The organism is Streptomyces maremycinicus (assembly GCF_001184025.1).
In the GTDB taxonomy this organism is placed as follows: Bacteria; Actinomycetota; Actinomycetes; order Streptomycetales; family Streptomycetaceae; genus Streptomyces; species Streptomyces maremycinicus.
In genome coordinates, this window is sequence record NZ_BBYG01000017.1 from 180,223 (window position 1) to 205,974 (window position 25,752).

Sequence of the window (25,752 nt, forward strand, 5' to 3'; positions counted from 1 at the left end):
GTCACGAGGTGCACCCCACCCTATCCAGCCCGTGGGCACGGCAAAGGGCCCCGTCCGAAGACCGGACGGGGCCCTTTCCTGCGGCGTGGCGACGCCTCAGCGATCAGTGGTGGCCGTGGCCGCTCGTGATCTCCTTGTACTCCTCCACGGTGGGCTTCGGAATCTGCTGGTCCTCACCGAAGTACGCGCCGCTGATCTTGGCGCGGAGCTTCTCCTTGCCCTTCACCTTGCGCTCGACACCGTTCTCGTCGACGGCTGCGCCGATCGCGACCGGCTGGTACTGCTCGTGCGCCGTGAGGGTGTGCAGCTGCTCCTGGCTGAGCGGCTCGTGGATCTCGATGAACTCACCGTGCGGCAGACGCTTGATGGTGCCGGTCTCGCGACCGTGCAGCACCTTGTCGTGGTCCCGGCGCTGGAGGCCGAGGCAGATCCGCTTGGTGAGGATGTACGCGATGACCGGTCCGACGAAGAAGAAGATCCGGACGAACCAGGTGATCGAGTTGATCGACAGGTGGAAGTGGGTGGCCCACAGGTCGTTGCCACCGCCCACCAGCGTCACCATGTACATCGTGACCCAGGCGACGCCCAGGGCCGTACGGGTGGGCGCGTTGCGCGGACGGTCCAGGATGTGGTGCTCGCGCTTGTCGCCGGTGATCCAGGCCTCGATGAACGGGTACATCGCCAGCGCCGCGAGGACGACACCGAAGAGGACCAGCGGGATGAACACGCCCAGGACGAGCGTGTGACCCCAGAGGTTGATCTCCCAGCCCGGCATGAAGCGGATCAGACCCTCGGCGAAGCCCATGTACCAGTCGGGCTGGGCGCCGGTGGACACCTGGTCCGGACGGTAGGGGCCCATGGCCCAGATCGGGTTGATCTGCGCGATGCCCGCGATGACCGCGATGACACCGAAGACCAGGAAGAAGAAGCCTCCGGCCTTGGCCATGTACACCGGCAGCAGCGGCATGCCGACGACGTTCTTGTTGCTCTTGCCGGGGCCCGCGAACTGCGTGTGCTTGTGGTAGAAGACCAGGATCAGGTGGCCGACCACGAGACCGAGCATGATGCCCGGCAGCAGCAGGATGTGGATGGAGTAGAACCGCGCCACGAAGTCGTGGCCCGGGAACTCCCCGCCGAACAGGAACATCGAGATGTACGTGCCGACGATCGGCATCGACAGGATCGCGCCCTGGGTGAAGCGGACACCGGTGCCGGAGAGCAGGTCGTCCGGGAGCGAGTAGCCGGTGAAACCGGTGAACATGCCCAGGACGAACAGCAGGAAGCCGAACAGCCAGTTGACCTCACGCGGCTTGCGGAACGCGCCCGTGAAGAACACCCGCATCATGTGCACGAACATGCCGGCGAGGAAGATCAGCGCCGCCCAGTGGTGGATCTGCCGGATGAGCAGACCGCCGCGCACGTCGAAGGAGATGTGCAGGGTCGAGCTGAACGCCTCCGACATCAGCTGTCCCTGGAGCGGGACGTAGCTGCCGTGGTACTCCACCTCGTTCATCGACGGGTGGAAGAACAGCGTCAGGTACACACCCGTGAGGATGATGATGATGAAGCTGTAGAGGCAGATCTCACCCAGCATGAACGACCAGTGGTCGGGGAAGATCTTGCGCATGTTGGCCTTGGCCAGGGAGTAGATCCCCAGCCGGCCGTCGGCCCAGTCGGCGATCCGCTCGCCGGCCGGAGCCTTCCCGCGTTCACGGGACTCGTTGCTCTCGATGGTCTCGTTCGTGCTCATCCGCGCTCCCAGAAAGCAGGACCGACGGGCTCTTCGAAGTCGCCGAGCGCCTCGAGATAGCCCTCGTCGTTCACACCGATGCGCAGCTGCGGCAGGGCGTGGCCGGCGGGACCGAAGATCACTCGGGCACCGTCGGAGAGGTCGAAGGTGGACTGGTGGCAGGGGCACAGCACGTGGTGCGTCTGCTGCTCGTACAGCGAGATCGGGCAACCGACGTGGGTGCAGATCTTCGAGTACGCCACGATGCCCTGGTAGGACCAGTCGAGTTCCTGCTTGTCCTTGATGTTGTCCGGCTGGAGCCGGACGATCATCAGGGCCGCCTTGGCGATCTCGTTCTGGAACTCCTCGTCGTGCTCCTCCAGGCCCTCGGGCTTGGCGAAGGTGAGCGAACCGACGGCGACGTCCGAGGGACGCAGCGGCTCGTTCGTGTTCATGTTGACGAGCAGCTTGCCCTTGGACCACAGCGTGTGACGCAGCTTGTCCTCGGGCAGCGGACCGAGGTCGCGCAGCAGCACGACACCGGACAGCGGCACCAGGGCGATCGCGCCGAACATCGTGTTGCGGATCAGCTTGCGACGGCCGAGCGCGGACTCCTTGGCACCCTGCTTGAAGTCCGCGTGGACCTTCGCACGGACCTCGGGGGGCGCGGCGATCGCGTGCCGCTCGTCGGCGACCTCCACGTCGGACATCAGGGTGCGGGCCCAGTGGACCGCGCCGGCGCCGATGGTGAACAGCGCCGTGCCCAGCGTCAGACCCAGCGCGAAGTTCAGCGCGCTGAGGTGGCCGATCGGGAACACGAAGACCGACTTGTCGGCGGGGATCGCCACGTACGAGGCGATGAAGCCGACCGTCGCGAGCATCGACAGCGTGAACAGGAAGGCGACCGCACGCTCGGACCGCTTGGCGGCCCGCTCGTCGATGTCCTGGACGCGGTGCTCGTGGGGCGGCAGCCCCGGGTCCGCGAACGGGTTCTGCTCGTCCGCGACGCCCACGGCGCTGCCGTGCGCGTGGTCCTGCTCAGCGGGCAGGTTCTCTTCTGGAATGTCTTGGCTACTCATGACTTCTTGGCCTTTGCGGTCCGAGCGGCGACCCAGACGGCGACCGCGATCAGGGCACCGAGACCGAAGATCCAGGCGAACAGGCCCTCACTGACCGGCCCGAGGCCGCCCAGCTCCAGACCACCGGGGTTGTTCGTCTCGTCGCTGTTGACCGCGTGCAGGTACGCGATGATGTCCTTCTTGTTCTGCTCCGACAGGGTGGTGTCGGGGAAGGAAGGCATGTTCTGCGGGCCGGTCTGCATGGCCTCGTAGATGTGCTTCGGGTCCACGCCCTCGAGGGTCGGGGCGTACTTGCCCTTGGTGAGGGCACCGCCCTTGCCGGTGAAGTTGTGGCACTGCGCGCAGTTGGTGCGGAACAGCTCGCCACCCTTGGCGATGTCCGCGCCCTCCGGGCCGTAGTCGGCTTCGGTCGGGACGGACGGGCCAGCGCCCAGGGAGGAGATGAACGCGGCGAGCTGGTCGATCTCGGCCTGCGTGTAGATGACCTTCTTCGAGGGCACCTGGGCGCCCTGGGAGGTGGCCGCGGGCATGCGCCCGGTGCCGACCTGGAAGTCGACGGCCGCGGCACCCACGCCGACCAGGCTCGGGCCGTCGGAGGTCCCCTGACCGCCGGTGCCGTGGCAGCTTGCGCAGCCGACGGCGTAGAGCTTCTTGCCCTCGTCGATGGCGAGGGACTGGGCGGTGTCGTCTGCCTGCGCCTTGCTCGCGGGCGCGAACGCGGCGTACAGCCCCCCGGTAGCCGCCAGCGCGAGGAGTAGGACGACGAGCGCCGCCAGCGGATGGCGTCGTCGTGCGGAGAGCTTTTTCACGGATTACCCCGGTGTCAGGATCTTCTGCGTCGATGCTTGGGATGTGCGGGAGCGAGCGTGCCCGACTACTTGATCATGTAGATCGTGGCGAAGAGGCCGATCCAGACGACGTCGACGAAGTGCCAGTAATAGGACACGACGATGGCCGCGGTCGCCTGCTCGTGGGTGAACCTCTTGGCCGCGTAGGTGCGTCCGAGGACGAACAGGAAGGCGATGAGGCCGCCCGTCACGTGCATGCCGTGGAAGCCGGTGGTCAGGTAGAACACCGAGCCGTACGGGTCGGAGGAGAGCGAGAGCCCGTCCTTCTTCACCAGCTCCGTGTACTCGAAGATCTGACCGCCGATGAAGATCGCACCCATGATGAAGGTGACGATGAACCACATTCTGAGCTTCTTCACGTCACCGCGCTCGGCGGCGAAGACGCCGAGCTGGCAGGTGAGCGAGGAGAGCACCAGGATCGTGGTGTTGGTGGCCGAGAACGGGAAGTTCAGGGCCTCGGCCATTTCCTTCCAGTGATCAGGACCCGTCACCGATCGCAGGGTGAAGTACATCGCGAAGAGGGCCGCGAAGAACATCAGCTCGGAGCTCAGCCAGATGATGGTTCCGACGCTGGTGAGGTTCGGCCGATTGACCGACGGGTGCGCGTGCCCGGTTTCTACTGTCGTTGCTGTCGCCACGACCGACATTATGTCGGTCCCTTATCCCGCCCTCACTCCGGGGGGTGCCGTTCGGAGTGTTCGCACCGTGTGTACTGCCCGTATGGCCCATCGAAGTGATGTTCCAAGCGGTGTTGACGACGTGTTCAAGGGAGTAGCATCCGCGGCATCGGTTCTGTCCGTACGACGCTGATGTCACGGAGGAAGCATGCAGGCGACCGCCACGGTGCTGGTCTACAGCGACGACTCCAACACCCGCGAGCAGGTCCGGCTCGCGACCGGGCGCAGGCCCGCGCCGGACGCCCCCGTGGTGGAGTTCCTGGAGTGCGCGACGCCTGCGGCGGTGCTGCGGGAGCTGGACCGGGGCGGCATCGACGTCGTCGTCCTGGACGGCGAGGCCGCGCCCATGGGGGGCATGGGGCTGTGCCGGCAGATCAAGGACGAGGTGTTCCAGTGCCCGCCGGTGCTGCTGCTCATCGGGCGGCCCCAGGACGCCTGGCTCGCCACCTGGAGCCGTGCCGACGCGGCCGTGACGCTGCCTGTGGAGCCCGTGGAGTTCGCCTCGGCCCTGGCGTCCCTGCTGCGGCGCAAGAGCCTTCAGCAGAGCGCCTGACGGCGCCGAAGGGGCGTGGGGTTCCCCGCGCCCCCGGCCGTGCCTACACCGCCGCGGGCCGCAGTCTCGACGTGTCGCGCACCGTCTGCTGCTTGCCGCCCGTCAGCGCGCTGCCCTCGGTCCACTTCTTCCAGTCCAGGTTCCAGTCGCCGAAGCCGTTGCCGAAGGTCTCCATCGTGTCGCCGTAGCTGTTGACGACCTGGACGACGTCGCCCTGGCGGATGTTGTCGAAGAACCACTCGGCGTTGGACGTGCTCATGCCGGTGCAGCCGTGGCTGACGTTCGCGTACCCCTGGGAGCCCACGGACCAGGGAGCCGCGTGGACGTACTCGCCGCTCCAGGTGACGCGGGTGGCGTAGTACACGGGCAGGTCGTAGGACTCCGAGGAACCCTCCGCGATGCCGACGGTGGTGCCGCGCATCCGTACGAAGTACTCCTTGCCCAGGACGACCTTGACGCCGTTGCGGGTCTCGAAGCCGGGCTTGCCGGTGGTGACGGGGATCTGGTTGATCTCCTCGTTGTTCTTGAAGACCGTCATGGAGTGCGACGACGCGTCCGTGACGGCGATGACCCGGTCGCCGATCGTGAGCTTGAGCTCCTTGGCGGGTCCGCCCCACAGCCGGTCGCTGATCTTGATGCCGTCCAGGTTGCTGCGCACCCGGAGGGTGGCGTGGGCGGGCCAGTACTCCTGGGGCCGGTAGTGGAGTTCCTTGTCGTCCACCCAGTGCCAGCCGCCCTGCACGGACGGCGTGGAGTCGACCTTGAGGGCGCGTTCGACGACGGCCCGCTGGGCGGGGTCCTTGATCGGCTGGTCCAGCTTGGCGGTGACGGGCTGGCCGACGCCGTACTCGCCCGCGTCGGGGCCGAACTCGACTCCCAGGCGCTTCTTCGAGGTGGGCTTGCCGGTGTCGAAGGTGAGCACCCGGCGGCCGGGGGCGCCGTCGTCGTCCTCGGTGCTCACGCGGACCGTGTAGTGGGCGTTGGCGGCCAGCGGCTCGGTGCTGTGCCAGCGGCTGCCGTCGGCGGCGAGTTCACCCGCCACGTAGCGGCCCGTGCCGTCCACCGCGGTGACGTCCGTGATGCGGTCGTCGTCCTCCGCGGTGACCTCCAGCGGCTTGGCCGGGTCGGACTTCTTCCCGTCGCCACCGAGGTTGCGGAAGGAGATCTGGTCCGTCGCGTCGTAGGGGCGCGCGGAGAGCGGGTTGCCGTCCGAGCCGCAGGCGCTGGCGACCGCGCCCAGGGCGATCACCAGCAGGGTGCAGCCGACGACGGTGCGAGGGCGGGGTTCGTGGCTCATGGCTTCACGCTAGGGAGCCGCGTCAACCGCGGCGCGCTGGGTGACTCGGACGGAGGAGCTTCGTTGCGGCAAAAGCGTGAGCCCGGACCCTCCTGACGGAGTGTCCGGGCTCAGCCTGTGTCCCGCGCGTGCTACTGGGTGCGGTTCTCACCGCGGTAGTACTCGAAGACCCAGCCCCACAGACCGATGAGGATCAGCGGCAGCGAGAAGTACAGCAGCCACCAGCCGACAGCGACCCCCAGGAAGGCCAGGGCGCCGCCGATGCCCAGCGACAGCGGCTGCCAGCTGTGCGGACTGAAGAAGCCCAGCTCGCCGGCGTCGTCCGCGACATCCGCCTCCTTGTTGTCCTGCGCGCCCGCGTCGACCCGCCGGGCGGTGAAGCCCAGGTAGAAGCCGATCATGATGCACAGGCCGAAGGCCAGGAAGAGGGCCGTGGTACCGGCCGGCTCCTTCGACCACACGCCATAGACGATCGCCATGACGAGGACGAAGACGCTCAGCCAGACGAACATCTTGCCCTGGATCTTCACTTGCCGGCCTCCTTGCTGCCCGAGATGGCACTGGCACCGTGGCCGGCGTGCTCCAGCTGCTCGAGCGCGGCGATCTCGGGGTGGTGCAGGTCGAACGCCGGGGATTCACTGCGGATCCGCGGCAGGGTGAGGAAGTTGTGGCGCGGCGGCGGGCAGGAGGTCGCCCACTCCAGGGAGCGGCCGTAGCCCCACGGGTCGTCGACGCCGACCGGCTTGCCGTACTTGGCGGTCTTCCACACGTTGTAGAAGAACGGCAGGACGGACAGACCGAGGACGAAGGAGCTGATCGTCGAGATCGTGTTCAGGGCGGTGAAGCCGTCGGCCGCCAGGTAGTCGGCGTACCGGCGCGGCATGCCCTCGGCACCCAGCCAGTGCTGGACCAGGAAGGTGCCGTGGAAGCCGACGAACAGCGTCCAGAAGGTGATCTTGCCGAGGCGCTCGTCGAGCATCTTGCCGGTGAACTTCGGCCACCAGAAGTGGAAGCCGGAGAACATCGCGAAGACGACGGTGCCGAAGACGACGTAGTGGAAGTGCGCCACCACGAAGTACGAGTCGGACACGTGGAAGTCCATCGGCGGCGAGGCCAGGATGACGCCGGTCAGACCACCGAAGGTGAAGGTGATGAGGAAGCCCGTCGCCCACAGCATCGGTGTCTCGAAGGACAGCGAGCCCTTCCACATCGTTCCGATCCAGTTGAAGAACTTCACGCCGGTCGGTACGGCGATGAGGAACGTCATGAAGGAGAAGAACGGCAGCAGCACGCCACCCGTGACGTACATGTGGTGCGCCCACACCGTCACGGAGAGACCGGCGATCGAGATGGTCGCGGCGATCAGGCCCATGTAGCCGAACATCGGCTTGCGGGAGAACACCGGGATCACTTCGGAGATGATGCCGAAGAACGGCAGGGCGATGATGTACACCTCTGGATGGCCGAAGAACCAGAAGAGGTGCTGCCACAGCAATGCACCGCCGTTGGCGGCGTCGAACACATGGGCACCGAACTTGCGGTCCGCCTCCAGGGCGAACAGCGCGGCCGCGAGGACCGGGAAGGCCAGCAGGACCAGGACACCGGTCAGCAGGACGTTCCAGGTGAAGATCGGCATCCGGAACATCGTCATGCCGGGCGCGCGCATGCAGATGATCGTGGTGATGAAGTTGACCGAGCCGAGGATCGTGCCGAAGCCGGAGAAGGCCAGACCCATGATCCACATGTCGGCGCCGATGCCCGGGCTGCGGACCGCGTCCGACAGCGGGGCGTAGGCGAACCAGCCGAAGTCGGCCGCACCCTGCGGGGTGAGGAAGCCGGCCACGGCGATGAGCGAGCCGAACAGGTAGAGCCAGTAGGCGAACATGTTCAGCCGCGGGAAGGCGACGTCCGGCGCGCCGATCTGGAGCGGCATGATCCAGTTCGTGAAGCCGGCGAACAGCGGCGTCGCGAACATCAGCAGCATGATCGTGCCGTGCATCGTGAACGCTTGGTTGAACTGTTCGTTCGACATGATCTGCAAGCCCGGGCGGGCGAGCTCGGCGCGCATGAGGAGCGCCATGACGCCACCGATGCAGAAGAACGCGAACGACGTGACCAGGTACAACGTACCGATGGTCTTGTGGTCGGTGGTCGTCAGCCACTTCACCACGACGTTGCCGGGCTGCTTGCGCCTGACCGGCAGCTCGTTCTCGTACGAGTCCTCAGCTGCGGAGGCACCCTGGGGTTCGTTGAGGATGCTCACAGGTTGTTCGTCTCCCGGTTCTTCTCGTGGCTCGTCTGCTCGATGCCCGCGGGAACGTAACCGGTCTGCCCCTTCTTCACGAGGTCCTTGAGGTGCTGCTCGTAGCGCTCCTGGGAGACGACCTTCACGTTGAAGAGCATCCGGGAGTGGTCGACGCCGCAGAGCTCGGCGCACTTGCCCAGGTAGGTGCCCTCCTTGTTGGGGGTCACCTGGAAGGAGTTGGTGTGGCCCGGGATGACGTCCTGCTTCATGAGGAACGGCACCACCCAGAAGGAGTGGATGACGTCACGCGAGGTGAGGACGAAGCGGACCGTCTTGCCCTCGGGGAGCCAGAGGGTCGGGCCGGGGTTGTTGGTCTGCGGGTTCCGCTCACCGGGAGTACCGCAGGTGTAGACGCCGCCGGCGTTGTCGGGGAAGTCCGCCTTGAACCGGTCCGGGATCGCGGCCAGGTTCTCGTCGGTCTTCGCGTTCCCGTCGGAACCGTCGACGTTCTCGATGTAGTTGAAGCACCAGCTCCACTGGAAGCCGACCACGTTGACCGTGACGTCGGGCTTCTTGTCGAGGCTCAGCAGCTTCGACTCGTCACGGGCCGTGAAGTAGAACAGCACCGAGACGATGATGATCGGAACGACCGTGTACAGCGCCTCGATGGGCATGTTGTACCGGGTCTGCGGAGGAACTTCGACCTTGGTGCGGCTGCGCCGGTGGAAGAAAGCACTCCACAGGATCAGGCCCCACACCAGCACGCCGGTGGCCAGCGCGGCTGCCCAGGAGCCCTGCCACAGGGAGAGGATCCGCGGAGCCTCTTCTGTGACCGGGGTGGGCATGCCAAGGCGGGGGAAGTCCTTGTATGTGCAACCGGTGGCGGTCGCCAGGACCAGGCCCGCGGTCATTGCCTGGAGCAGCTTCCGCCGCATCGGGCGCCGCGGCGAGCGGTCGGAGCCGTTGGGACTCACGTAGCGCCTTCCCGAGAGTCTCGCCCGCGCGGTTGGCTGCGGCCTGCCTTCTCGCGGGTCGGTCGCCGCCCTGCGTCGGGCAGGGGTTTGGATGTTTATGCGGACCAAACCCTAGCCGACGCCCTCCGGGGGTTCGCGGGGAGGGTGGCATACGCGCGAGGGGTCACCCGAAAGCGCCTAGTAGCTCGGGGATTCAGGTGCTTTGGCGTGCGCGGGCCCCGTCGTGGCTGGTCGCGCGGTTCCCCGCGCCCCTGTTCGCCCCGCCCACGTTCTAACGTTGCCGTGTGGGCTACTTCGACGCTGCTTCCGCCGCTCCCCTCCATCCCGTCGCCCGGCAGGCCCTGTTGGCCGCGCTCGACGACGGGTGGGCCGACCCCGCACGCCTCTACCGGGAGGGTCGGCGGGCCCGGATCCTGCTCGACGCGGCCCGCGAGGCCATGGCGGAGGCCATGGGCTGCCGGCCGGACGAGACGGTGTTCACCTCCTCCGGCACACGGGCCGTCCACACCGGGATCGCCGGTGTGTCGGCCGGGCGCCGGCGGGTCGGACGTCACCTGATCGTGTCAGCGGTCGAACACTCCTCGGTACTCCATTCGGCGGAGGCGTTCGAGGCGGAGGGCGGGACCGTGACCCGGGTACCGGTGGACCGGACCGGCGCGGTCGCCGTGGAGTCGTACGCCGGGGCCCTGCGCTCCGACACCGCGCTCGCCTGTCTCCAGTCGGCCAACCACGAGGTGGGGACCGAGCAGCCGGTGGCCGCCGTGGCCGAGCTGTGCCGGGAGGCGGGGGTGCCGCTGCTGGTGGACGCGGCGCAGTCGCTCGGCTGGGGACCGGTCGCGGGACCCTGGTCGGTGCTGGCGGCGAGCGCGCACAAGTGGGGCGGGCCGTCCGGGGTGGGTGTGCTCGCGGTGCGCAAGGGCGTGCGGTTCGCCGTCCGAGGGCCGGTGGACGAGCGGGAGTCGGGGCGCGCGGCGGGGTTCGAGAACCTTCCGGCGATCGTGGCCGCGGCGGCCTCGCTGCGGGCGGTGCGGGCGGAGGCGGCGGCCGAGGCGGCACGGCTGCGGGAGCTGACGGCGCGGATCCGGGAGCGGGTGGCGGCCCTCGTGCCGGATGTGGAGGTCGTCGGTGATCCGCGGCGGCGGCTGCCGGGGATCGTCACCTTCTCCTGTCTGTACGTCGACGGGGAGACGCTGCTGCACGAGTTGGACCGGGAGGGGTTCTCCGTGTCCTCCGGGTCGTCCTGCACCAGCAGCACGCTGACGCCCAGCCATGTGCTGAGGGCGATGGGGGTGCTGAGTGAGGGAAACGTGCGGGTTTCGCTGCCGCCGGGGGTCGCCGAGGAGGACGTCGAACGGTTCCTCGCCGTGCTGCCGGGGGCGGTGGCCGGGGTGCGCGAGAAGCTGGGGGCGCCCGGGCCGGCGGCCGCCGCCGAGGTGCGCGGGGACGCGCTCGTGGTGGACGCGCTGGGCAAGCGGTGCCCGATTCCCGTCATCGAGCTGGCGAAGGTCATCGGGGAGGTGCCGGTCGGGGGCACGGTGCGGGTGCTGTCCGACGACGAGGCGGCCCGCCTGGACATTCCCGCGTGGTGCGAGATGCGGGAGCAGGAGTACGTCGGTGAGGAGCCGGCGGACCGTGGCTCGGCCTACGTGGTCCGCCGGCTGTCCTGAGTCAGGCCAGGTGCTTGCGGACCTCGGTGGCGGCCTCGTCGCCGTAGGCCTTGGTGAAGCGGTCCATGAAGTGGACGCGGCTCAGCCGGTACTCCTGGGTGCCGACCGTCTCGATCACGAGGGTGGCCAGCATGCAGCCGATCTGCGCGGCCCGCTCGTGGGAGACGCCCCAGGCCAGGCCGGAGAGGAAGCCGGCCCGGAAGGCGTCGCCGACGCCCGTCGGCTCGACCTTGGCCTCCTCCTCCGGGCAGCCGACCTCGATCGGGTCCTCGCCGGCCCGCTCGATGCGGACGCCGCGCGAGCCGAGGGTGGTGACGCGGTGGCCGACCTTGGCGAGGATCTCGGCGTCCGTCCAGCCGGTCTTGGACTCGATGAGGCCCTTCTCGTACTCGTTGGAGAACAGGTACGTGGCGCCCTCCAGCAGTATCCGGATCTCGTCGCCGTTCATCCGGGCGATCTGCTGGGAGAAGTCGGCCGCGAAGGGGATCGACCGGGAGCGGCACTCCTCCGTGTGGCGGAGCATCGCCTCCGGGTCGTCGGCGCCGATCAGGACCAGGTCCAGGCCGCCCACGCGGTCGGCGACGGTCTTCAGCTCGATGAGGCGGGCCTCGCTCATCGCACCGGTGTAGAAGGAGCCGATCTGGTTGTGGTCGGCGTCGGTGGTGCACACGAAGCGGGCCGTGTGCAGGGTCTCGGAGATGCGGACCGACCCGGTGTCGACGCCGTGCCGGTCCAGCCAGGCCCGGTACTCGTCGAAGTCCGCGCCCGCGGCGCCGACCAGGATCGGGGCGGTTCCCAGCTGTCCCATGCCGAAGGCGATGTTCGCGCCCACGCCTCCCCGGCGTACGTCCAGGTTGTCCACCAGGAAGGAGAGCGAGACCGTGTGCAGCTGGTCCGCGACGAGCTGGTCGGCGAAGCGGCCGGGGAACGTCATGAGGTGGTCGGTGGCGATGGAGCCGGTGACTGCGATGCGCACGGCGTGGACTCTCCTGAGGGGAGGGGGATTGACAGTTCACGCTACCCGGTGGACCGGCGCCACTGAAGCAGCCGAAACTACCCGATAGTAGATCTTTCTTCACGGGCTCCGGCGTGCATACGGTTCGGCTATGACGAACCTCAAGGTCCATGCCCCCGCTCCGGCCGACCTCGACGGCGACCTGGCGTCGCTGCGGGGTGACGGCGCCCGGATGGCTCGGCACTGGGCCGCTCCGGAGAAGACCGCCTCCCGTCCGGTCTCCCCGTCACTCATCCTCGGCGTGACCGTCCCGGCGACGTCGGCGCGACTCCTGGAGGCGATGCCGGACTACGGCAACTAGAGCAGCCAGGAGAGCTCCTCGGGGGTGATCCCCCGAAATTTCTTCGGTACGGCGCTCGGGAGGGAACCGTGCGCTCCCCCGCCGCGTCCCATCGCCGTCCCCCGTAAAGGGGAGGTGAGGTACGCCAACAGGGCAGCCGAAGGAGCGATGCGGTGAACACCGAGCGACCCGAGAACGACGACGCCGCGCGCGAGCCGGAGAAGACGGGTGCGGAGACGGCCGAGGCCAGGGCCTCGGCCGAGCGGGCCGGGGGCCGGGAGGCGCGGGCCGAGGACGTGTCGGCGGAGGACGCACGGGCCGCGGAGGACGTTGAGGCCGCGGAGGCTGCGCCGACCGTGAAGGCCGGTGCCCCGGAGTCCGAGGCCGGTGCCCCGGAGGCGGAGGCCGGTGCCCCGGAGGCGAAGGCCGGGCTTCCCGGCGGTCCCGCCGGTTCCGGGGCGGGGGCTTCCGCCGGATCCGGGGCAGCAACTTCCGCCGCATCCGAGACCGGGACCTCCGCCGGAGGCGGGGCCGGGGCGGCTTCCGCCGGGGCCGGGGCTTCGGCCGGATCTGGGGCGGGGGCCTCCGCCGGATCCGAGGCAGGGGCCTCCGCCGGATCCGAGGCCGGGACTTCCCCCGGATCCGAGGCCGGGACTTCCCCCGGATCCGAGGCCAGGACTTCCGCCGGATCCGAGGCCGGGACTTCCGCCGGATCCGAGGCCGGTACCCCCGACCGGACCGGTGGACGGGTCTCCGGTGCCGAGGGCATCGATCCGGGCGAGGCGCCCGTCGCTCCCGGCTCCGCCGCTCCCGAGGCCGATGCGAATGCCGACGGCGACGGCGACGGCGACGGCGACGAGCATGTCGTCGGGTCGGTGGGCGGCGACGTGCCCCCGGCCGCCCCGCGGCGCCGCTCCCCCGTGTTCATCGCCTCCGTCGCGGCCGCCGTGCTGCTGGTGGGCGGAGGCGGGGCCTATCTGACCTCCAGCGCGGCCGGCGGCTCGGGCGGGAACGCCGGAGCCGGGTCGCCGTCCGGGGACGGCACGCCCGCGGCACTCCTTCTGGACGACCACTCCGGGGGTACGGGTACCGGCACGGACACCCCCGAGGGCGGTACGAGCGGCATCGCGCCCGGCGAGCCCAACCCCTACGGGGTGACCTACAAGGCCGGCGGCCCGCTTCCCGACGGTCCCGGCTCCGCGCCCGTGTACTGGGCGAAGGGCGAGGTCACGAAGGACGAGGTGGCCAGGCTGGCGAAGGCGCTGGGGGCCGAGGGGACGCCGGTCGCCGACGGGGAGGCCTGGAAGGTCGGCTCGGGGAACGACGGCTCGGGCCCGGTGCTGCGGGTGAACCGGCAGGCGCCGGGGATGTGGACGTTCACCCGGTACACCCCGGGCACCGACAACTGCACGGCCGGCACCGACAAGTGCGCCGTGACCCCCTCGGCCGGGACCGGCACCCCGGTGAGCGAGGCGGCCGCGAAGAAGGCGGCGGCACCGGTCCTGGAAGCGGTCGGACAGGACGGCGCCGAGGTGGACGCGAGCCAGGTCATGGGGAGCCTGCGAGTGGTCAACGCCGAGCCGGTCTTCGGCGAACTGCCCTCCTACGGCTGGACGACCGGGATCAGCGTCGACGCCAGGGGCGAGGTGGTCGCGGGGAACGGGCAGCTGGAGACGCCGGTCAAGGGCGACACGTACCCGCTGCTGACCGCGCGGGAGGCGCTGGACGCGTTGAACGCGGCGCCGGGCACGGACCACCGGATGGGCATCGGCGGCTGCGCCGGTCCGGTGCCGCTGAAGGACCGGCTGGAGAGTCCCTGCGATACGGGCACGGCCACGCCCCAGGCGCGGACGGCGACGGTCGAGGACGCGGTGCTCGGGCTCGCCCCGCACACCTCGGGCGGGCGGCAGGTGCTCGTCCCGTCCTGGCTGTTCGACGTGCGCGCCTCCGGGGTCGCGGGCGGCTACACGGTGACGCAGCCGGCCGTCGAACCGGCGTATCTGAAGTCCGCCACCACTCCCACCCCCGCCCCCACGCCGACGCCGACCGGGTCCTCGGGGACGCGGGAGGTGCAGGTGAACGGCTACACCGCCGAGGGCGACGACCTGGTCGTGAGCTTCACCGGCGGGGTGTGCGGCGACTACGCGGCCACGGCGACCGAGAGCGGTGCCCAGGTGAAGGTCACGGTGACCGAGACGCCCTGGAAGGACAAGGTCTGCATCCTGATCGCCAAGGAGTACCACCTGAAGGTGCACCTGGACGCGTCGCTCGGCAGCCGGAAGGTCGTCGGGTCGGACGGCGCCGCGATCCCGCTGGAGAAGGCGGGCGCCCGGCTCCCGCAGGCCCGGTAGCGCCGGACGCTCCACACGACGCGAACGCGAAGGCGGCGGCCCCCGCGGAGAGGACCGCCGCCTTCGTGGCGTTCAGCGGGGCGAACGGGCGACCTAGCTGAAGGAGTCACCGCAGGCGCAGGAGCCCGTCGCGTTCGGGTTGTCGATCGTGAAGCCCTGCTTCTCGATGGTGTCGACGAAGTCGATGGAGGCGCCGCCGAGGTACGGGGCGCTCATGCGGTCGGTGACGACCTTGACGCCGTCGAAGTCCTTCACCACGTCGCCGTCGAGCGAACGCTCGTCGAAGAAGAGCTGGTAGCGCAGGCCGGAGCAGCCGCCGGGCTGAACGGCGACGCGCAGGGCCAGGTCCTCACGGCCTTCCTGGTCGAGCAGGGCCTTGACCTTCGCCGCGGCGGCGTCGGACAGGAGGATGCCGTCGCTGACAGTGGTCTTCTCGTCCGATACGGACATCTACATCTCTCCCGGTTTGTACGGAGACTGCTTGCCGACGTCTTCAACCGCCGGGGCCGCGGATTCATTCCGGGCCGAGGAGTCGTGTTTCCACTTCTTTCCTCTTCTTGCCTTTCATGCTCGCACACGTGCGATCCGGCGAACAGCGGCCACCGGACCGGCGCCGACGGGGCCGGGGGATTCACGTCACATCGACGCGATGACCATCGTCAAAGTGACGTGAAGCGGGTTATGATAGATAACGTCAGATCGACGAAAAGTAGAAAGGGTGCGTGCCGTGACCACCGCCCAGACCACGGAGCTCGACGTACAGCCGTCTCCGCTCGCCCTGTTGCTGCTCGGCCGTGAGGCCGACCCGAAGAGCGAGCGGGGCGTCGAGTGTCCCGGCGACCTGCCCTCGCCCTCCGACCCGGACCTGGTCGAACGTGCCCGGGCCGCCAAGGAGAAGCTCGGTGACAAGGTCTTCGTGCTCGGCCACCACTACCAGCGCGACGAGGTCATCCAGTTCGCCGACGTCACGGGCGACTCCTTCAAGCTGGCCAAGGACGCGGCCGCCCGCCCGGAGGCCGAGTACATCGTGTTCTGCGGTGTGCACTTCATGGCCGAGTCCGCGGACATCCTGACGTCCGACGACCAGAAGGTCGTCCTCCCCGACCTCGCCGCCGGCTGCTCGATGGCCGACATGGCCACCGCCGAGCAGGTCGCCGAGTGCTGGGACGTGCTGACCGAGGCCGGCATAGCCGAGCAGGTCGTGCCCGTCTCGTACATGAACTCGTCCGCGGACATCAAGGCGTTCACGGGCAGGCACGGCGGCACGATCTGCACCTCCTCCAACGCCCAGCGGGCCCTGGAGTGGGCCTTCGCGCAGGGCGAGAAGGTGCTGTTCCTGCCCGACCAGCACCTCGGCCGCAACACCGCCGTCCGGGACATGGGCCTGTCCCTGGAGGACTGCGTCCTCTACAACCCGCACAAGCCGAACGGCGGGCTGACCGCCGAGCAGCTGCGCGACGCGAAGATGATCCTCTGGCGGGGCCACTGCTCGGTGCACGGCCGCTTCAGCCTGGAGTCGGTCGAGGACGTCCGCGCCCGGATCCCCGGGGTGAACGTGCTCGTGCACCCCGAGTGCCGGCACGAGGTCGTGGCCGCTGCGGACTACGTCGGCTCGACCGAGTACATCATCAAGGCGCTGGAGGCGGCCCCGGCCGGCTCCAAGTGGGCCATCGGCACGGAGCTGAACCTGGTGCGCCGGCTGGCGAACCGTTTCGCGCCCGAGGGCAAGGAGATCGTCTTCCTCGACAAGACGGTCTGCTTCTGCTCGACGATGAACCGGATCGACCTGCCCCACCTGGTCTGGACCCTGGAGTCCCTCGCCGAGGGCAAGCTGGTCAACCGGATCGAGGTCGACCGGGAGACCGAGAAGTTCGCGAAGCTGGCACTGGAGCGCATGCTGGCGCTGCCGTAGCGGACCCGCCCCGGATCACCCCGACATCGGCTCCCGGTCGGGGTGGGCCGGGTCCAGCGTGAAGACCGTCCCGTCGGGGGCGAGCACCACCAGGGCGCCCTCGTCGCGGAACACCCGCGCCGCGGCATAGCCGGCCCCGACGACCTGCTCGGCCCGCGCGGGGGACTCCCACAACAGGTCGCCGGTGCCGAGATCGAGGGCGGCGACCCGTCCGGAGGCGCTGGCCGCGAACACCGCCTGCCCCTTCCCGTCGGCGACGGGCGTGCCGGGCTGCTGAAGGGTCGTCGAGGTCTGCCACAGCCGCTCGCCCGTCTGGGGCGAGTGGGCGACCAGCTGCCCCGCGGAGGAGGCGAAGCAGAGCACCCCGCCCACCAGCGCCACCTCGCCGCGCGGGTCGCCCGCCAGCTTCCTGGTGCGTACGGCGCCGGTGTCCGGGTCGATCAGCAGGACCTCGCGGTACGCCGACTCCGCGGAATTCTGTTCGTCCCGCGGGACGGACATCACGAAGGCCAGATCGCCGCCGACAGCGCCGACGTGGACGGCGTCGCCGTCCGGCACGCTCACCTTGCGGGTCGAGCCGTCGGCCGGGTCGACGGCGTAGAACACCGTGCGCGACGGTGTACCCGCGTCGGTGCAGCCGGCGTACGGGACGCCGTCGACGTCGTAGAACTGGCAGCCGTAGGTGGGCCCGGCGGGCAGGGTGGCCGTCCAGCGCGCGGTTCCGTCGCGCAGTTCGCGGGCGGTCACGCGGTAGCCGTCCGCGGTCATCAGCAGATCGCCCACGACCGCGGGGTCGACGAAGGCCGTCTCGTTCAGCGCGCGCGACCAGAGCCGCTCGCCGGTGGCGGAGTCGAGGGCGACGACGGTCCTGGTCTGGTCGTCGCCCGCGCTGTTCATGACCGACTGGGAGGCCAGCAGCACGCCGTCGCGCACCCCCAGGACCCCGCTGTCGTATGCCTTTTGCGCCACGCCCGGGGGCACGGAGTCGGCCCGCCAGGCGAGCCGGCCCGTCGCCCCGTCGACACGGACCGGGAGGGTGCCGTTGCCGCCGCAGTACAGGGCGCCGTCGCCCATGGCACAGGACAGGGAGGTGCCGCTGCTGGAGTCCCCGCCGGTCAGCGCGTTCTTCACACCGCTCGCGGCGGTCCCGAACACCGAGGTCCGCCAGGGCCTCCAGCCCTCGGGCGGTGGATCCCAGCCGGGCGCCCCGGAATCGGCGACGTCCGAGCCCGCCGCCTTGTCCTTCCCCTCGAACGGGTCGAACAGGAGCCAGCCGGTGAGCGACACGGCCAGCAGGCCCGCCACCCCGGCCAGGACCGGCCACCGGCGCAGCCGGGAGCGCCGGCCCGTGCGGGGCGCGGCGACGGGTTCCGCTTCCTCGTCCGCCGCGGGCGCCGGCGGCAGCCGCAGGGTCACCGTCTCCATGTCGTCCGCCGCGGGTTCGGGCAGCGCCCGGGCGAACTCCCCGGCCAGCTCGTCCAGTCCGGGCCGGTCGTCGGCGTCCTTGGCCAGGCAGCGGGTCAGTACCGCGCGCAGCGGTTCGGCGACCGCGTCCACCTTCGGTTCCTCGTGCATCACCCGCCACGCCGTCAGGTAGGGGCTGTCCGCGTCGAAGGGGCCGCGGCCGGTCGCGGCGAACACCAGCAGCGCACCGAGGGAGAAGACGTCCGAGGCGGGGCCGACCGACCGGGCGTCCTTGAACTGCTCCGGGGACATGAAGGGCGGGGTGCCGATCGCGTGGCCGGTCTCGGTGAGGGTCTGGTTCTCGGCGGCCCGGGAGATGCCGAAGTCGATGACCCGGGGACCGTCCCCGGCCATCAGCACGTTGGAGGGCTTGAGGTCGCGGTGCACGACCCCGGCCCGGTGGATGTCCCGCAGCGCCTCCACCAGCCCGAGGGCCAGCCGGCGCAGCTCCGCCCCCCTCAGCGGTCCGGTGCCCCGGATCCGGGCGGAGAGCGCGGGTCCGGGCACGTACTGGGTGGCCATCCAGGGCCGCACGGCCTCCGCGTCGGCGTCCACGACCGGGGCGGTGAAGGCACCGCTCACCTTGCGGACGGCGTCGATCTCCTGCCGGAACCGGGCCCGGAAGACCTTGTTCTCCGCGTACTGGGCGTGCACCACCTTGACGGCGACCTCACGCCCCGAACGGGACCGGCCCAGATAGACGACGCCCATGCCGCCGGAACCGATCCGGTCGACGATGCGGTATCCGCCGAGCGCCTTCGGGTCGTCCTTGTGCAGTGGCAACGCCCCGGTCCCCTTCCCCCGTCGAGCAGCGCGTGCAGTGCGTGCGTGCTCACAGGATAGGTAACCCGTACGGGGGAAGGGAGTTCGGCGCGGCGGTGTCAGACTCCGGCCGGTTCCGGGGTCTTGTCGGCTCGGGCCGGCTGCCGCTTCGCGGCGCGCTTCGCCGCCCGGCGCTCCTTGCGCAGTTCGAGCATCGCGTACAGCGTCGGGACGAGCAGCAGGGTGAGCAGGGTCGAGGTGATCAGACCGCCGATCACGACCACCGCCAGCGGCTGGGCGATGAAGCCGCCCTCGCCGGTGACGCCCAGGGCCATCGGGAGCAGGGCGAAGATGGTCGCCAGCGCCGTCATGAGGATGGGGCGCAGCCGGTGCCGGCCGCCCTCGACCACGGCCTCGACCACGCCGTACCCCTGCTTGCGGTACTGGTTGATGAGGTCGATCAGGACGATCGCGTTGGTCACCACGATGCCGATGAGCATCAGCATGCCGATCATCGCCGGAACGCCCATCGGGGTGCCGGTGACGAGCAGCAGTCCGATCGCGCCGGTCGCCGCGAAGGGGATGGAGACCAGCAGGATCAGCGGCTGGGCCAGTGACCGGAAGGTCGCCACCAGCAGCATGAAGACGATCGCGATCGCCGCGAGCATCGCCAGGGCGAGGTTCTTGAACGCGTCGTCCTGGTCCTGCGAGACCCCGCCGATCTGGGCCGTGGCGCCCGCCGGGAGCTTCAGCGCGTCGAGCTTCGAGGTGAGGTCGGCGCTCACCGCGCCGGTGTTGTCGCCGGTCGGCTTCGCGGTGACGGTGGCGGCCCGCCGGCCGTCGATACGGGTCGTCGAGACCGGGCCGTCGACCAGTTCCACGGTGGCGATGTCACCGAGCTTCACCGCGCCCAGGGGCAGCGCCTTCAGCTGGGCGAGCGTCGTGGTGGGCTTCGCCGAGGTGATGACGACATCGCGCTCGGTGTCGTCGAGGACCGCCTTCGCGGCCGTCGTCCCGCGGACCGCCTGGGCGACCGCCGCGCCGAGCGTCTGGTCGTCGAAGCCGGCCGCGGCGGCCTTGGCGTTCGCCCTGACCGAGATGCGGGGCACGCTCTGCGAGAGGTCGCTGGTCACGTCGGTGACGTCGTCGAGGCCGGCCACGGCCTGCCGGACCTGCTCGGTGGCCGTGCGCAGCACGCCCGCGTCGGCCGCCTTCACGACGACGCTCAGGTCCTGGCTGCCGAAACCGTCACCGGCGGCGACGGTGGTCGTACCGATGCCGTCTAGCTCGCGCAGCCCGTCCTCGACCCGCTTCTGGACGTCCTTGTACGAGGCGGAGTCCTCGATCATCACCTGGTAGGAGGCCTGGTTGGTGTCGGTGCCGCCGCCGAAGGCCGCCATGAAGCCGGAGGAGCCGACGGTGACCTGGTAGTCCTTCACGCCCTCGGTGCCGGCGAGCAGTCGTTCGACCTTCTTCGCCTGGACGTCGGTCGCGGCCAGGCTGGTGCCCGGCTTCAGCTCCTGCTTGACCGTCAGGACCTGCTGCTCGCCCTGGTCGAAGAAGTTGGTCTTCAGCAGGGGCGCCATGGCGAAGGTGGCGATCAGCACGACGGCCGCGATCGCCACGCTGGTGAGGCGGCGCCGGGTGGCGAAGCGCAGCACGGGGACGTAGAAGCGCTGGAGGCGGCTCTTCCCCTCCTTCTCCTCGGCCGCGCGGCGGGCTTCCTCGGCGTCCTCGGGGGTGCCCTTGGGAGCGCGCAGGAACCAGTACGACAGGACCGGGACGACGGTCAGCGAGACCAGCAGGGAAGCCAGCAGGGCGGCCGTCACGGTGAGCGAGAACGCGCCGAACAGGGCGCCCACCATGCCGCCGACCAGGCCGATCGGCAGGAACACGGCGACCGTGGTGAGGGTGGAGGAGGTGACCGCTCCGGCCACCTCGCGCACCGCCGTGATGATCGCGGACTGCCGCTCCTCGCCGTAGCCGAGGTGGCGCTTGATGTTCTCCAGGACGACGATCGAGTCGTCGACGACCCGGCCGATCGCGATGGTCAGCGCGCCCAGCGTCAGCATGTTCAGCGAGAGGTCCCGCGTCCACAGGACGATCAGCGCCAGCACCACGGAGAGCGGGATGCTGACCGCGGTCACCAGCGTCGAGCGGATCGACGCCAGGAAGACCAGGATGACGAGCACGGCGAAGACCAGACCGAGGGCGCCCTCCGTGGTCAGGCCCTCGATGGCCTTCGCGACGGCCGGACCGCTGTCGCTGACGACGGTGATCGTCGCGCCCGCGCCGAGGTCCTGGCGCAGATCGGCCAGCTTGGCGTCGACGGCGTCGGAGATGGCGACCGCGCTGCCGTCGTGGTCCATGGTGACCATCACGGCGAGGCTGGGCCTGCCGTCGGTGCGGGTGAGGGAGTCGGCCGGGGCCTCCGTCTGGCGCACAGCGGCCACATCGCCGAGGCGGACCGGCTTGCCACCGGCGAGCCGCGGGATCCGCAGGTCGGCGATCTGGGCGACGGAGGTGTAGCCGCCGCCGACCCGGACCGTGCGGTTGCCGCCCGCCTCGTCGAAGGAGCCGGCCGGGACGGTCGCGCCGCCCGCCTGGAGTGCCTGGGCGAGGGACTGCGTGGTCAGACCGGCCTTCGCCAGCTCGGCGTCGTCCGGGGTGACGGAGACCTGGAGGTCCCGGACGCCGGTGACGGTGACCTGGCCGACCCCGTCGATGTCCCGCAGCGCCGGGACGACGCTCCGGTCGAGCTGGTCGGCGAGGGCCTGCTGGTCCCGGTCGGAGGCGACCGCGAGGACGACGGTCGGCATGTCGTCGGTGGAACCGGCGACGACCTGCGGGTCCACGGCGTCGGGGAGCTGCACGCGGGCCCGGTTGACGGCCTGCTGGACGTCGGCGACGAGCTGCTTGGTGTCGTTGCCGTAGTCGAAGGACGCCACGATCACGGCGTTGCCCTCGCTCGCCGTGAAGGTGACGCCGGTGATGCCGTCGACACCTTCGAGGTTGTCCTCGATCGGCTCGATGACCTGCTTCTCGACGACGTCCGGGGAGGCGCCCTGGTAGGGCGCGAGGACGGAGACCATCGGCAGTTCGATGGTGGGCAGGAGCTGCTGTTTCAGTTGCGGTATCGCGATCGCGCCGAAGGCGATCGCGACGATGGACATCAGGCCTATCAGGGCCCGTTGCGCGAGGCTGAAGCGGGACAGCCAGGACATGGGTGCGGATCTCGTCTCTGTGAGCGGCAGAAGCGGTGCCAGGCGTGGCGGGGGTGTGGCGAAAGCGCGGCGGGCATGACACGTGTGACGTGTGTGCCGCCTGTGCCAGGGGTGCCGGGTGTGGCCTCTTCACCCTGAGCCATGCCGGTACGGCGATCCGTACGCTCCAGGTCCATTTACTTATCCCGCGCCTACTCCGGGCGCAGTACGGCGGGGCCGGGCTCAGTCCACCCTCGGACGTACCAGGCCCGACTCGTAGGCGATCACCACGAGCTGGGCCCGGTCGCGCGCGCCCAGCTTGGCCATGGCCCGGTTGACGTGCGTCTTCACGGTGAGCGGGCTGACCTCGAGGCGCTCGGCGATCTCGTCGTTGGAGTGGCCGCCGGCGACCTGCACCAGGACCTCGCGCTCGCGCACGGTGAGCGCGTCCAGCCGGGCGGAGCGGGCCGGGTCGTGCTCGTCGTCCACCGCGCCGCCCTGGGCCAGGAAGCGGGCGATCAGGCCCTTGGTGGCGGTCGGCGAGAGCAGGGCCTCCCCGCCGGCGGCGACCCGTATGGCGCTGAGCAGTTCCTCCGGCTCGCTGCCCTTGCCGAGGAAGCCGGAGGCGCCGGCCCGCAGCGACTGCACCACGTAGTCGTCGACCTCGAAGGTCGTCAGGATGACCACCCTGACGTGGGCGAGGGACGGGTCGGCGCTGATCAGCCGGGTCGCGGCGAGACCGTCCGTGCCGGGCATGCGGATGTCCATCAGGACGACGTCGGCGCGTTCCTCCTTGGCCAGCCGGACCGCCTGGGCGCCGTCGGACGCCTCACCGACCACCTCCATGTCGGGCTCCGAGTCGACGAGCACGCGGAACGCGCTGCGCAGCAGCGCCTGGTCGTCGGCGAGCAGGACACGGATGGTCATGCGTTCTCCCCCGTGGTGGCCGTGCGGGTCTTGACCGGCAGGATCGCATGGACACGGAAGCCGCCTCCGTAGCGGGGACCGGTGGTGAGGGTGCCGCGCAGGGCGGTGACCCGCTCGCGCATGCCGAGCAGGCCGTGACCGCCACCGGCCGTCGGGGGCCCGTCGTCCGCCGGGTGGCCGTTGTCGAGGACCGTGACCTCGATGTTCGGGCCGACCCGCACGACGCTGACCTCCGCCTTCGCCTCGGATCCGGCGTGCTTCTGGACGTTGGTGAGGGCTTCCTGGATGACCCGGTAGGCGGCCAGGTCGACGGCGGCCGGCAGCGTGATCCCGTGATCGGTGCGGGCCACCTCGACCTGGAGGCCGGCGCTGCGGAACGTGCCGGCCAGCTCGTCGAGCCGGTCCAGGCCGGGCGCGGGTTCGGTGGGGGCCTCGGGGTCGCCGGACTGGCGCAACAGGCCGACGGTGGCCCGCAGCTCGTTGAGCGCGGAACGGCTGGCCTCGCGGACGTGGGCGAGGGCCTCCTTGGCCTGGTCGGGGCGCTTGTCCATGACATGCGCGGCGACTCCGGCCTGGACGTTGACGAGGGCGATGTGGTGGGCGACGACGTCGTGCAGGTCACGGGCGATGCGCAGGCGCTCCTCGGCGACCCGGCGGCGGGCCTCCTCCTCCCGGGTGCGTTCCGCGCGCTCGGCACGGTCGCGGATGGCCTGGACGACGGCCCGGCGGCTGCGGACCGCGTCACCGGCGGTGGCGCCGATGCCGGTCCAGGCGAGGATCCCGAGGTTCTCCTGGGCGTACCAGGGCAGCGGTCCGGCGAGCATGGCCGCGCCGGTGAGGATCGTCATGGTGAGCAGACCGGCGCGGACGGTGGTGGCGCGGTCGGTGGAGGCGGCGACGGTGAACAGGGCGATCACGGCGGACATGGCGACGGGGGCCCGGGGATCGCCGGTGACGGACTCGGTCACGGAGGCGGCGCCGGTGAGGGCGAGGACCGTCATGGGGGCGCTGCGGCGGAAGACGAGCGCGAGGGCGGAGAGGGTCATCAGCAGCAGGCTCAGCGGGTCCGGGCTGCGGATGCTCCAGCTGACGCTGTGCTCCCCGTGCGGGTCGACGAAGGAGCCGGCCAGCATGCAGAGGAGTACGCCCGCGGCCAGGCCCGCGTCCAGGGCGAGGGGGTGCGCCTTGAGCCGGCACTCGGCCCGGGAAAGGAGGGTCACTTTTTAGTTGCCGTCGCTTTCCTCGCCGTAGCTGGGGGCTGCCGCCCCCAGACCCCGTTGTCGGCCCTGCACGGGCCTCGTCCTCCATCGCCGGACACATCGCCCACCGAATCGCCGGATGCCGTCGCCGGACGGACCGCGAGCCGTGACCGGCGCCGGGAGGCCGCCGCTCTCAGCCCGGGATCAGGCCGTCGTCGCTGAGCATCTCGCGGACCTGCTCCAGGCTCGCGTCCGGGGCCGGCAGGATCAGTTCCGAGGGTTCGAGGGAGTCGTCCGGCAGCGGCTCGCCGAGGCGGCGGACGGCGTCCAACAGGGCGCCGAGGGTGCGGTGGAAGCCGTCCTCGTCGCCGCTCTCCATCTCCGCGAGCAGCTCGTCGTCCAGCGTGTTCAGTTCGACGAGATGGGAGTCGGCCAGGTGCCACTGGCCCTCCCCCATGATCCGTACGATCATGTCGCCCTCCTCGGCTCCGGTCCCCGGCGCCGGGCTACTGCTTGTCGAAGCGCGGGGTGTCCTGCGGCTGCTGCTGGGACTGCGACTGGCCCTTGCCACCTTCGATGGCCTGCTGGCCGGCCGAGCCGCCCCCGGCGAGCTCCGCCTTCATGCGCTGAAGTTCCAGCTCCACATCCGTACCACCGGAGAGCCGGTCCAGCTCGGCCTGGAGGTCGTCCTTCGCGATGCCCGTCGGGTCGTCCAGCGCACCGGACGCCATGAGCTCGTCGAGGGCGCCCGCGCGGGCCTGGAGCTGGGCGGTCTTGTCCTCGGCGCGCTGGATGGCCAGGCCGACGTCGCCCATCTCCTCCGAGATGCCGGAGAAGGCCTCGCCGATGCGGGTCTGGGCCTGGGCGGCGGTGTAGGTGGCCTTGATGGTCTCCTTCTTCGTACGGAAGGCGTCCACCTTGGCCTGGAGGCGCTGGGCCGCGAGGGTGAGCTTCTCCTCCTCGCCCTGGAGCGTGGAGTGCTGCGTCTCGAGGTCGGTGACCTGCTGCTGGAGGGCGGCGCGGCGGGAGAGCGCCTCGCGGGCGAGGTCCTCACGGCCGAGCGCGAGCGCCTTGCGGCCCTGGTCCTCCAGCTTGGAGGACTGCGACTGGAGCTGGTTCAGCTGGAGTTCCAGGCGCTTGCGCGAGGTCGCCACGTCGGCGACGCCGCGGCGGACCTTCTGAAGGAGCTCCAGCTGCTTCTGATACGAGTAATCAAGGGTTTCGCGCGGGTCCTCGGCCCGGTCAAGGGCCTTGTTCGCCTTCGCGCGGAAGATCATCCCCATACGCTTCATGACACCGCTCATGGGCTTCGCGCGCCCCCTTCTGACGTCCAGCTCCAGCTCTGCGACAGAACCCACAGTACGGGCCCTGCATCCATTGACGCACTGTTCGGGGACGGATGCGCTCATCCCCAAGGACGACTGACCAAGACCTTGCTCCGGCGTAGGGAGTAGGTGACCTTCAGGGTGAGCAATTGGTCACCCTGCGCCCCCTCTTCCCCGTTCCTGTCCCGGTCTGTCCCCTCTGAAGACGACTGGTGTTGCCGGATCGTTCCCCTGCGGGCTGGGGT

The 25,752-nt window shown here is 70.1% G+C and carries 21 protein-coding genes; 5 read left to right on the top strand and 16 right to left on the bottom strand.

Going from position 1 to position 25,752, the window contains the following annotated elements; genetic code table 11:
* Nucleotides 1–103: 103 nt before the first annotated feature.
* From qcrB to ctaE, 4 genes are all read right to left on the bottom strand, one after another.
* The gene (gene qcrB / locus AOQ37_RS26310; protein WP_062647526.1) at nucleotides 104–1,750 is read right to left on the bottom strand and encodes a cytochrome bc1 complex cytochrome b subunit; all 1,647 of its coding nucleotides are present in this window, start codon (nucleotides 1,748–1,750) and stop codon (nucleotides 104–106) included.
* Nucleotides 1,747–2,808 carry a cytochrome bc1 complex Rieske iron-sulfur subunit gene (gene qcrA / locus AOQ37_RS26315; protein ID WP_062647527.1) on the bottom strand — a complete coding sequence of 354 codons (1,062 nt, stop codon included), beginning with the start codon at nucleotides 2,806–2,808 and terminating at the stop codon, nucleotides 1,747–1,749. The genes qcrB and qcrA overlap by 4 nt, the downstream gene beginning before the upstream one ends.
* Nucleotides 2,805–3,617 (bottom strand): cytochrome bc1 complex diheme cytochrome c subunit, encoded by an 813-nt coding sequence (gene qcrC, locus AOQ37_RS26320; RefSeq protein WP_062647528.1) that lies wholly within the window; start codon nucleotides 3,615–3,617, stop codon nucleotides 2,805–2,807. Before qcrC ends, qcrA begins: the two co-directional genes overlap by 4 nt.
* Before the next feature lie 65 nt (nucleotides 3,618–3,682).
* A complete protein-coding gene (ctaE, locus tag AOQ37_RS26325; RefSeq protein WP_020129998.1) occupies nucleotides 3,683–4,303 on the bottom strand; it encodes an aa3-type cytochrome oxidase subunit III in 621 nt (206 codons plus the stop codon).
* 178 nt (nucleotides 4,304–4,481) lie between these two features.
* On the opposite strand from ctaE, the gene AOQ37_RS26330 reads away from it, so the two are divergent.
* Nucleotides 4,482–4,886 (top strand): response regulator, encoded by a 405-nt coding sequence (locus AOQ37_RS26330; RefSeq protein WP_062647529.1) that lies wholly within the window; start codon nucleotides 4,482–4,484, stop codon nucleotides 4,884–4,886.
* Nucleotides 4,887–4,929: 43 nt separating this feature from the next.
* Here AOQ37_RS26330 and AOQ37_RS26335 read toward each other — a convergent pair whose 3' ends face one another.
* The 4 genes from AOQ37_RS26335 to ctaC all read right to left on the bottom strand — a co-directional run bounded on the left by AOQ37_RS26335 (nucleotide 4,930) and on the right by ctaC (nucleotide 9,402).
* Complete coding sequence (locus AOQ37_RS26335) at nucleotides 4,930–6,183, bottom strand: L,D-transpeptidase (protein WP_062647530.1); 1,254 nt, start codon at nucleotides 6,181–6,183, stop codon at nucleotides 4,930–4,932.
* 131 nt (nucleotides 6,184–6,314) lie between these two features.
* Nucleotides 6,315–6,713, bottom strand: a complete 399-nt coding sequence (locus AOQ37_RS26340; RefSeq protein WP_062647531.1) for a cytochrome c oxidase subunit 4 — start codon at nucleotides 6,711–6,713, stop codon at nucleotides 6,315–6,317.
* Nucleotides 6,710–8,446, bottom strand: a complete 1,737-nt coding sequence (gene ctaD, locus AOQ37_RS26345) for an aa3-type cytochrome oxidase subunit I (protein ID WP_054242816.1) — start codon at nucleotides 8,444–8,446, stop codon at nucleotides 6,710–6,712. The genes AOQ37_RS26340 and ctaD overlap by 4 nt, the downstream gene beginning before the upstream one ends.
* Nucleotides 8,443–9,402 (bottom strand): aa3-type cytochrome oxidase subunit II, encoded by a 960-nt coding sequence (gene ctaC, locus AOQ37_RS26350; protein ID WP_062647533.1) that lies wholly within the window; start codon nucleotides 9,400–9,402, stop codon nucleotides 8,443–8,445. Before ctaC ends, ctaD begins: the two co-directional genes overlap by 4 nt.
* Nucleotides 9,403–9,686: 284 nt before the next feature.
* Here ctaC and AOQ37_RS26355 point away from each other — a divergent pair, with 284 nt between their 5' ends.
* Entirely contained in the window at nucleotides 9,687–11,069 is a 1,383-nt protein-coding gene (locus AOQ37_RS26355) for a cysteine desulfurase/sulfurtransferase TusA family protein (protein ID WP_062647535.1), read from the top strand.
* 1 nt (nucleotide 11,070) lies between these two features.
* On the opposite strand, the gene AOQ37_RS26360 is transcribed toward AOQ37_RS26355, so the two are convergent.
* Nucleotides 11,071–12,045, bottom strand: coding sequence for a carbohydrate kinase family protein (locus AOQ37_RS26360; RefSeq protein ID WP_062647537.1), 975 nt, complete (start codon nucleotides 12,043–12,045; stop codon nucleotides 11,071–11,073).
* 130 nt (nucleotides 12,046–12,175) lie between these two features.
* Here AOQ37_RS26360 and AOQ37_RS26365 point away from each other — a divergent pair, with 130 nt between their 5' ends.
* Together AOQ37_RS26365 and AOQ37_RS26370 are read left to right on the top strand one after the other, a co-directional pair.
* Complete coding sequence (locus AOQ37_RS26365) at nucleotides 12,176–12,385, top strand: hypothetical protein (RefSeq protein WP_062647539.1); 210 nt, start codon at nucleotides 12,176–12,178, stop codon at nucleotides 12,383–12,385.
* Nucleotides 12,386–12,537: 152 nt separating this feature from the next.
* Nucleotides 12,538–14,715 (top strand): hypothetical protein, encoded by a 2,178-nt coding sequence (locus AOQ37_RS26370; RefSeq protein WP_306305217.1) that lies wholly within the window; start codon nucleotides 12,538–12,540, stop codon nucleotides 14,713–14,715.
* Between the two features lie 93 nt (nucleotides 14,716–14,808).
* Here AOQ37_RS26370 and AOQ37_RS26375 read toward each other — a convergent pair whose 3' ends face one another.
* Nucleotides 14,809–15,165 carry a HesB/IscA family protein gene (locus tag AOQ37_RS26375; protein WP_015033024.1) on the bottom strand — a complete coding sequence of 119 codons (357 nt, stop codon included), beginning with the start codon at nucleotides 15,163–15,165 and terminating at the stop codon, nucleotides 14,809–14,811.
* Between the two features lie 277 nt (nucleotides 15,166–15,442).
* Here AOQ37_RS26375 and nadA point away from each other — a divergent pair, with 277 nt between their 5' ends.
* Nucleotides 15,443–16,627: a quinolinate synthase NadA gene (gene nadA / locus AOQ37_RS26380; protein WP_062647548.1), complete on the top strand. Its 1,185-nt coding sequence runs from the start codon at nucleotides 15,443–15,445 to the stop codon at nucleotides 16,625–16,627.
* A 15-nt stretch (nucleotides 16,628–16,642) separates the two neighbouring features.
* Here the strand turns inward: nadA and AOQ37_RS26385 are convergent, their stop codons facing one another.
* The 6 genes from AOQ37_RS26385 to AOQ37_RS26410 all read right to left on the bottom strand — a co-directional run bounded on the left by AOQ37_RS26385 (nucleotide 16,643) and on the right by AOQ37_RS26410 (nucleotide 25,486).
* The gene (locus AOQ37_RS26385; RefSeq protein WP_062647550.1) at nucleotides 16,643–18,874 is read right to left on the bottom strand and encodes a serine/threonine-protein kinase; all 2,232 of its coding nucleotides are present in this window, start codon (nucleotides 18,872–18,874) and stop codon (nucleotides 16,643–16,645) included.
* Nucleotides 18,875–18,972: 98 nt separating this feature from the next.
* Complete coding sequence (locus AOQ37_RS26390; RefSeq protein WP_062647552.1) at nucleotides 18,973–22,077, bottom strand: efflux RND transporter permease subunit; 3,105 nt, start codon at nucleotides 22,075–22,077, stop codon at nucleotides 18,973–18,975.
* 222 nt (nucleotides 22,078–22,299) lie between these two features.
* Nucleotides 22,300–22,983, bottom strand: coding sequence for a response regulator (locus tag AOQ37_RS26395; protein WP_062647554.1), 684 nt, complete (start codon nucleotides 22,981–22,983; stop codon nucleotides 22,300–22,302).
* The gene (locus tag AOQ37_RS26400; RefSeq protein WP_062647556.1) at nucleotides 22,980–24,203 is read right to left on the bottom strand and encodes a sensor histidine kinase; all 1,224 of its coding nucleotides are present in this window, start codon (nucleotides 24,201–24,203) and stop codon (nucleotides 22,980–22,982) included. The genes AOQ37_RS26395 and AOQ37_RS26400 overlap by 4 nt, the downstream gene beginning before the upstream one ends.
* A gap of 172 nt (nucleotides 24,204–24,375) precedes the next feature.
* Nucleotides 24,376–24,654, bottom strand: coding sequence for a PspA-associated protein PspAA (gene pspAA / locus AOQ37_RS26405; protein ID WP_062647558.1), 279 nt, complete (start codon nucleotides 24,652–24,654; stop codon nucleotides 24,376–24,378).
* A gap of 34 nt (nucleotides 24,655–24,688) precedes the next feature.
* Nucleotides 24,689–25,486, bottom strand: a complete 798-nt coding sequence (locus AOQ37_RS26410) for a PspA/IM30 family protein (RefSeq protein WP_078890363.1) — start codon at nucleotides 25,484–25,486, stop codon at nucleotides 24,689–24,691.
* Nucleotides 25,487–25,752: the final 266 nt, after the last annotated feature.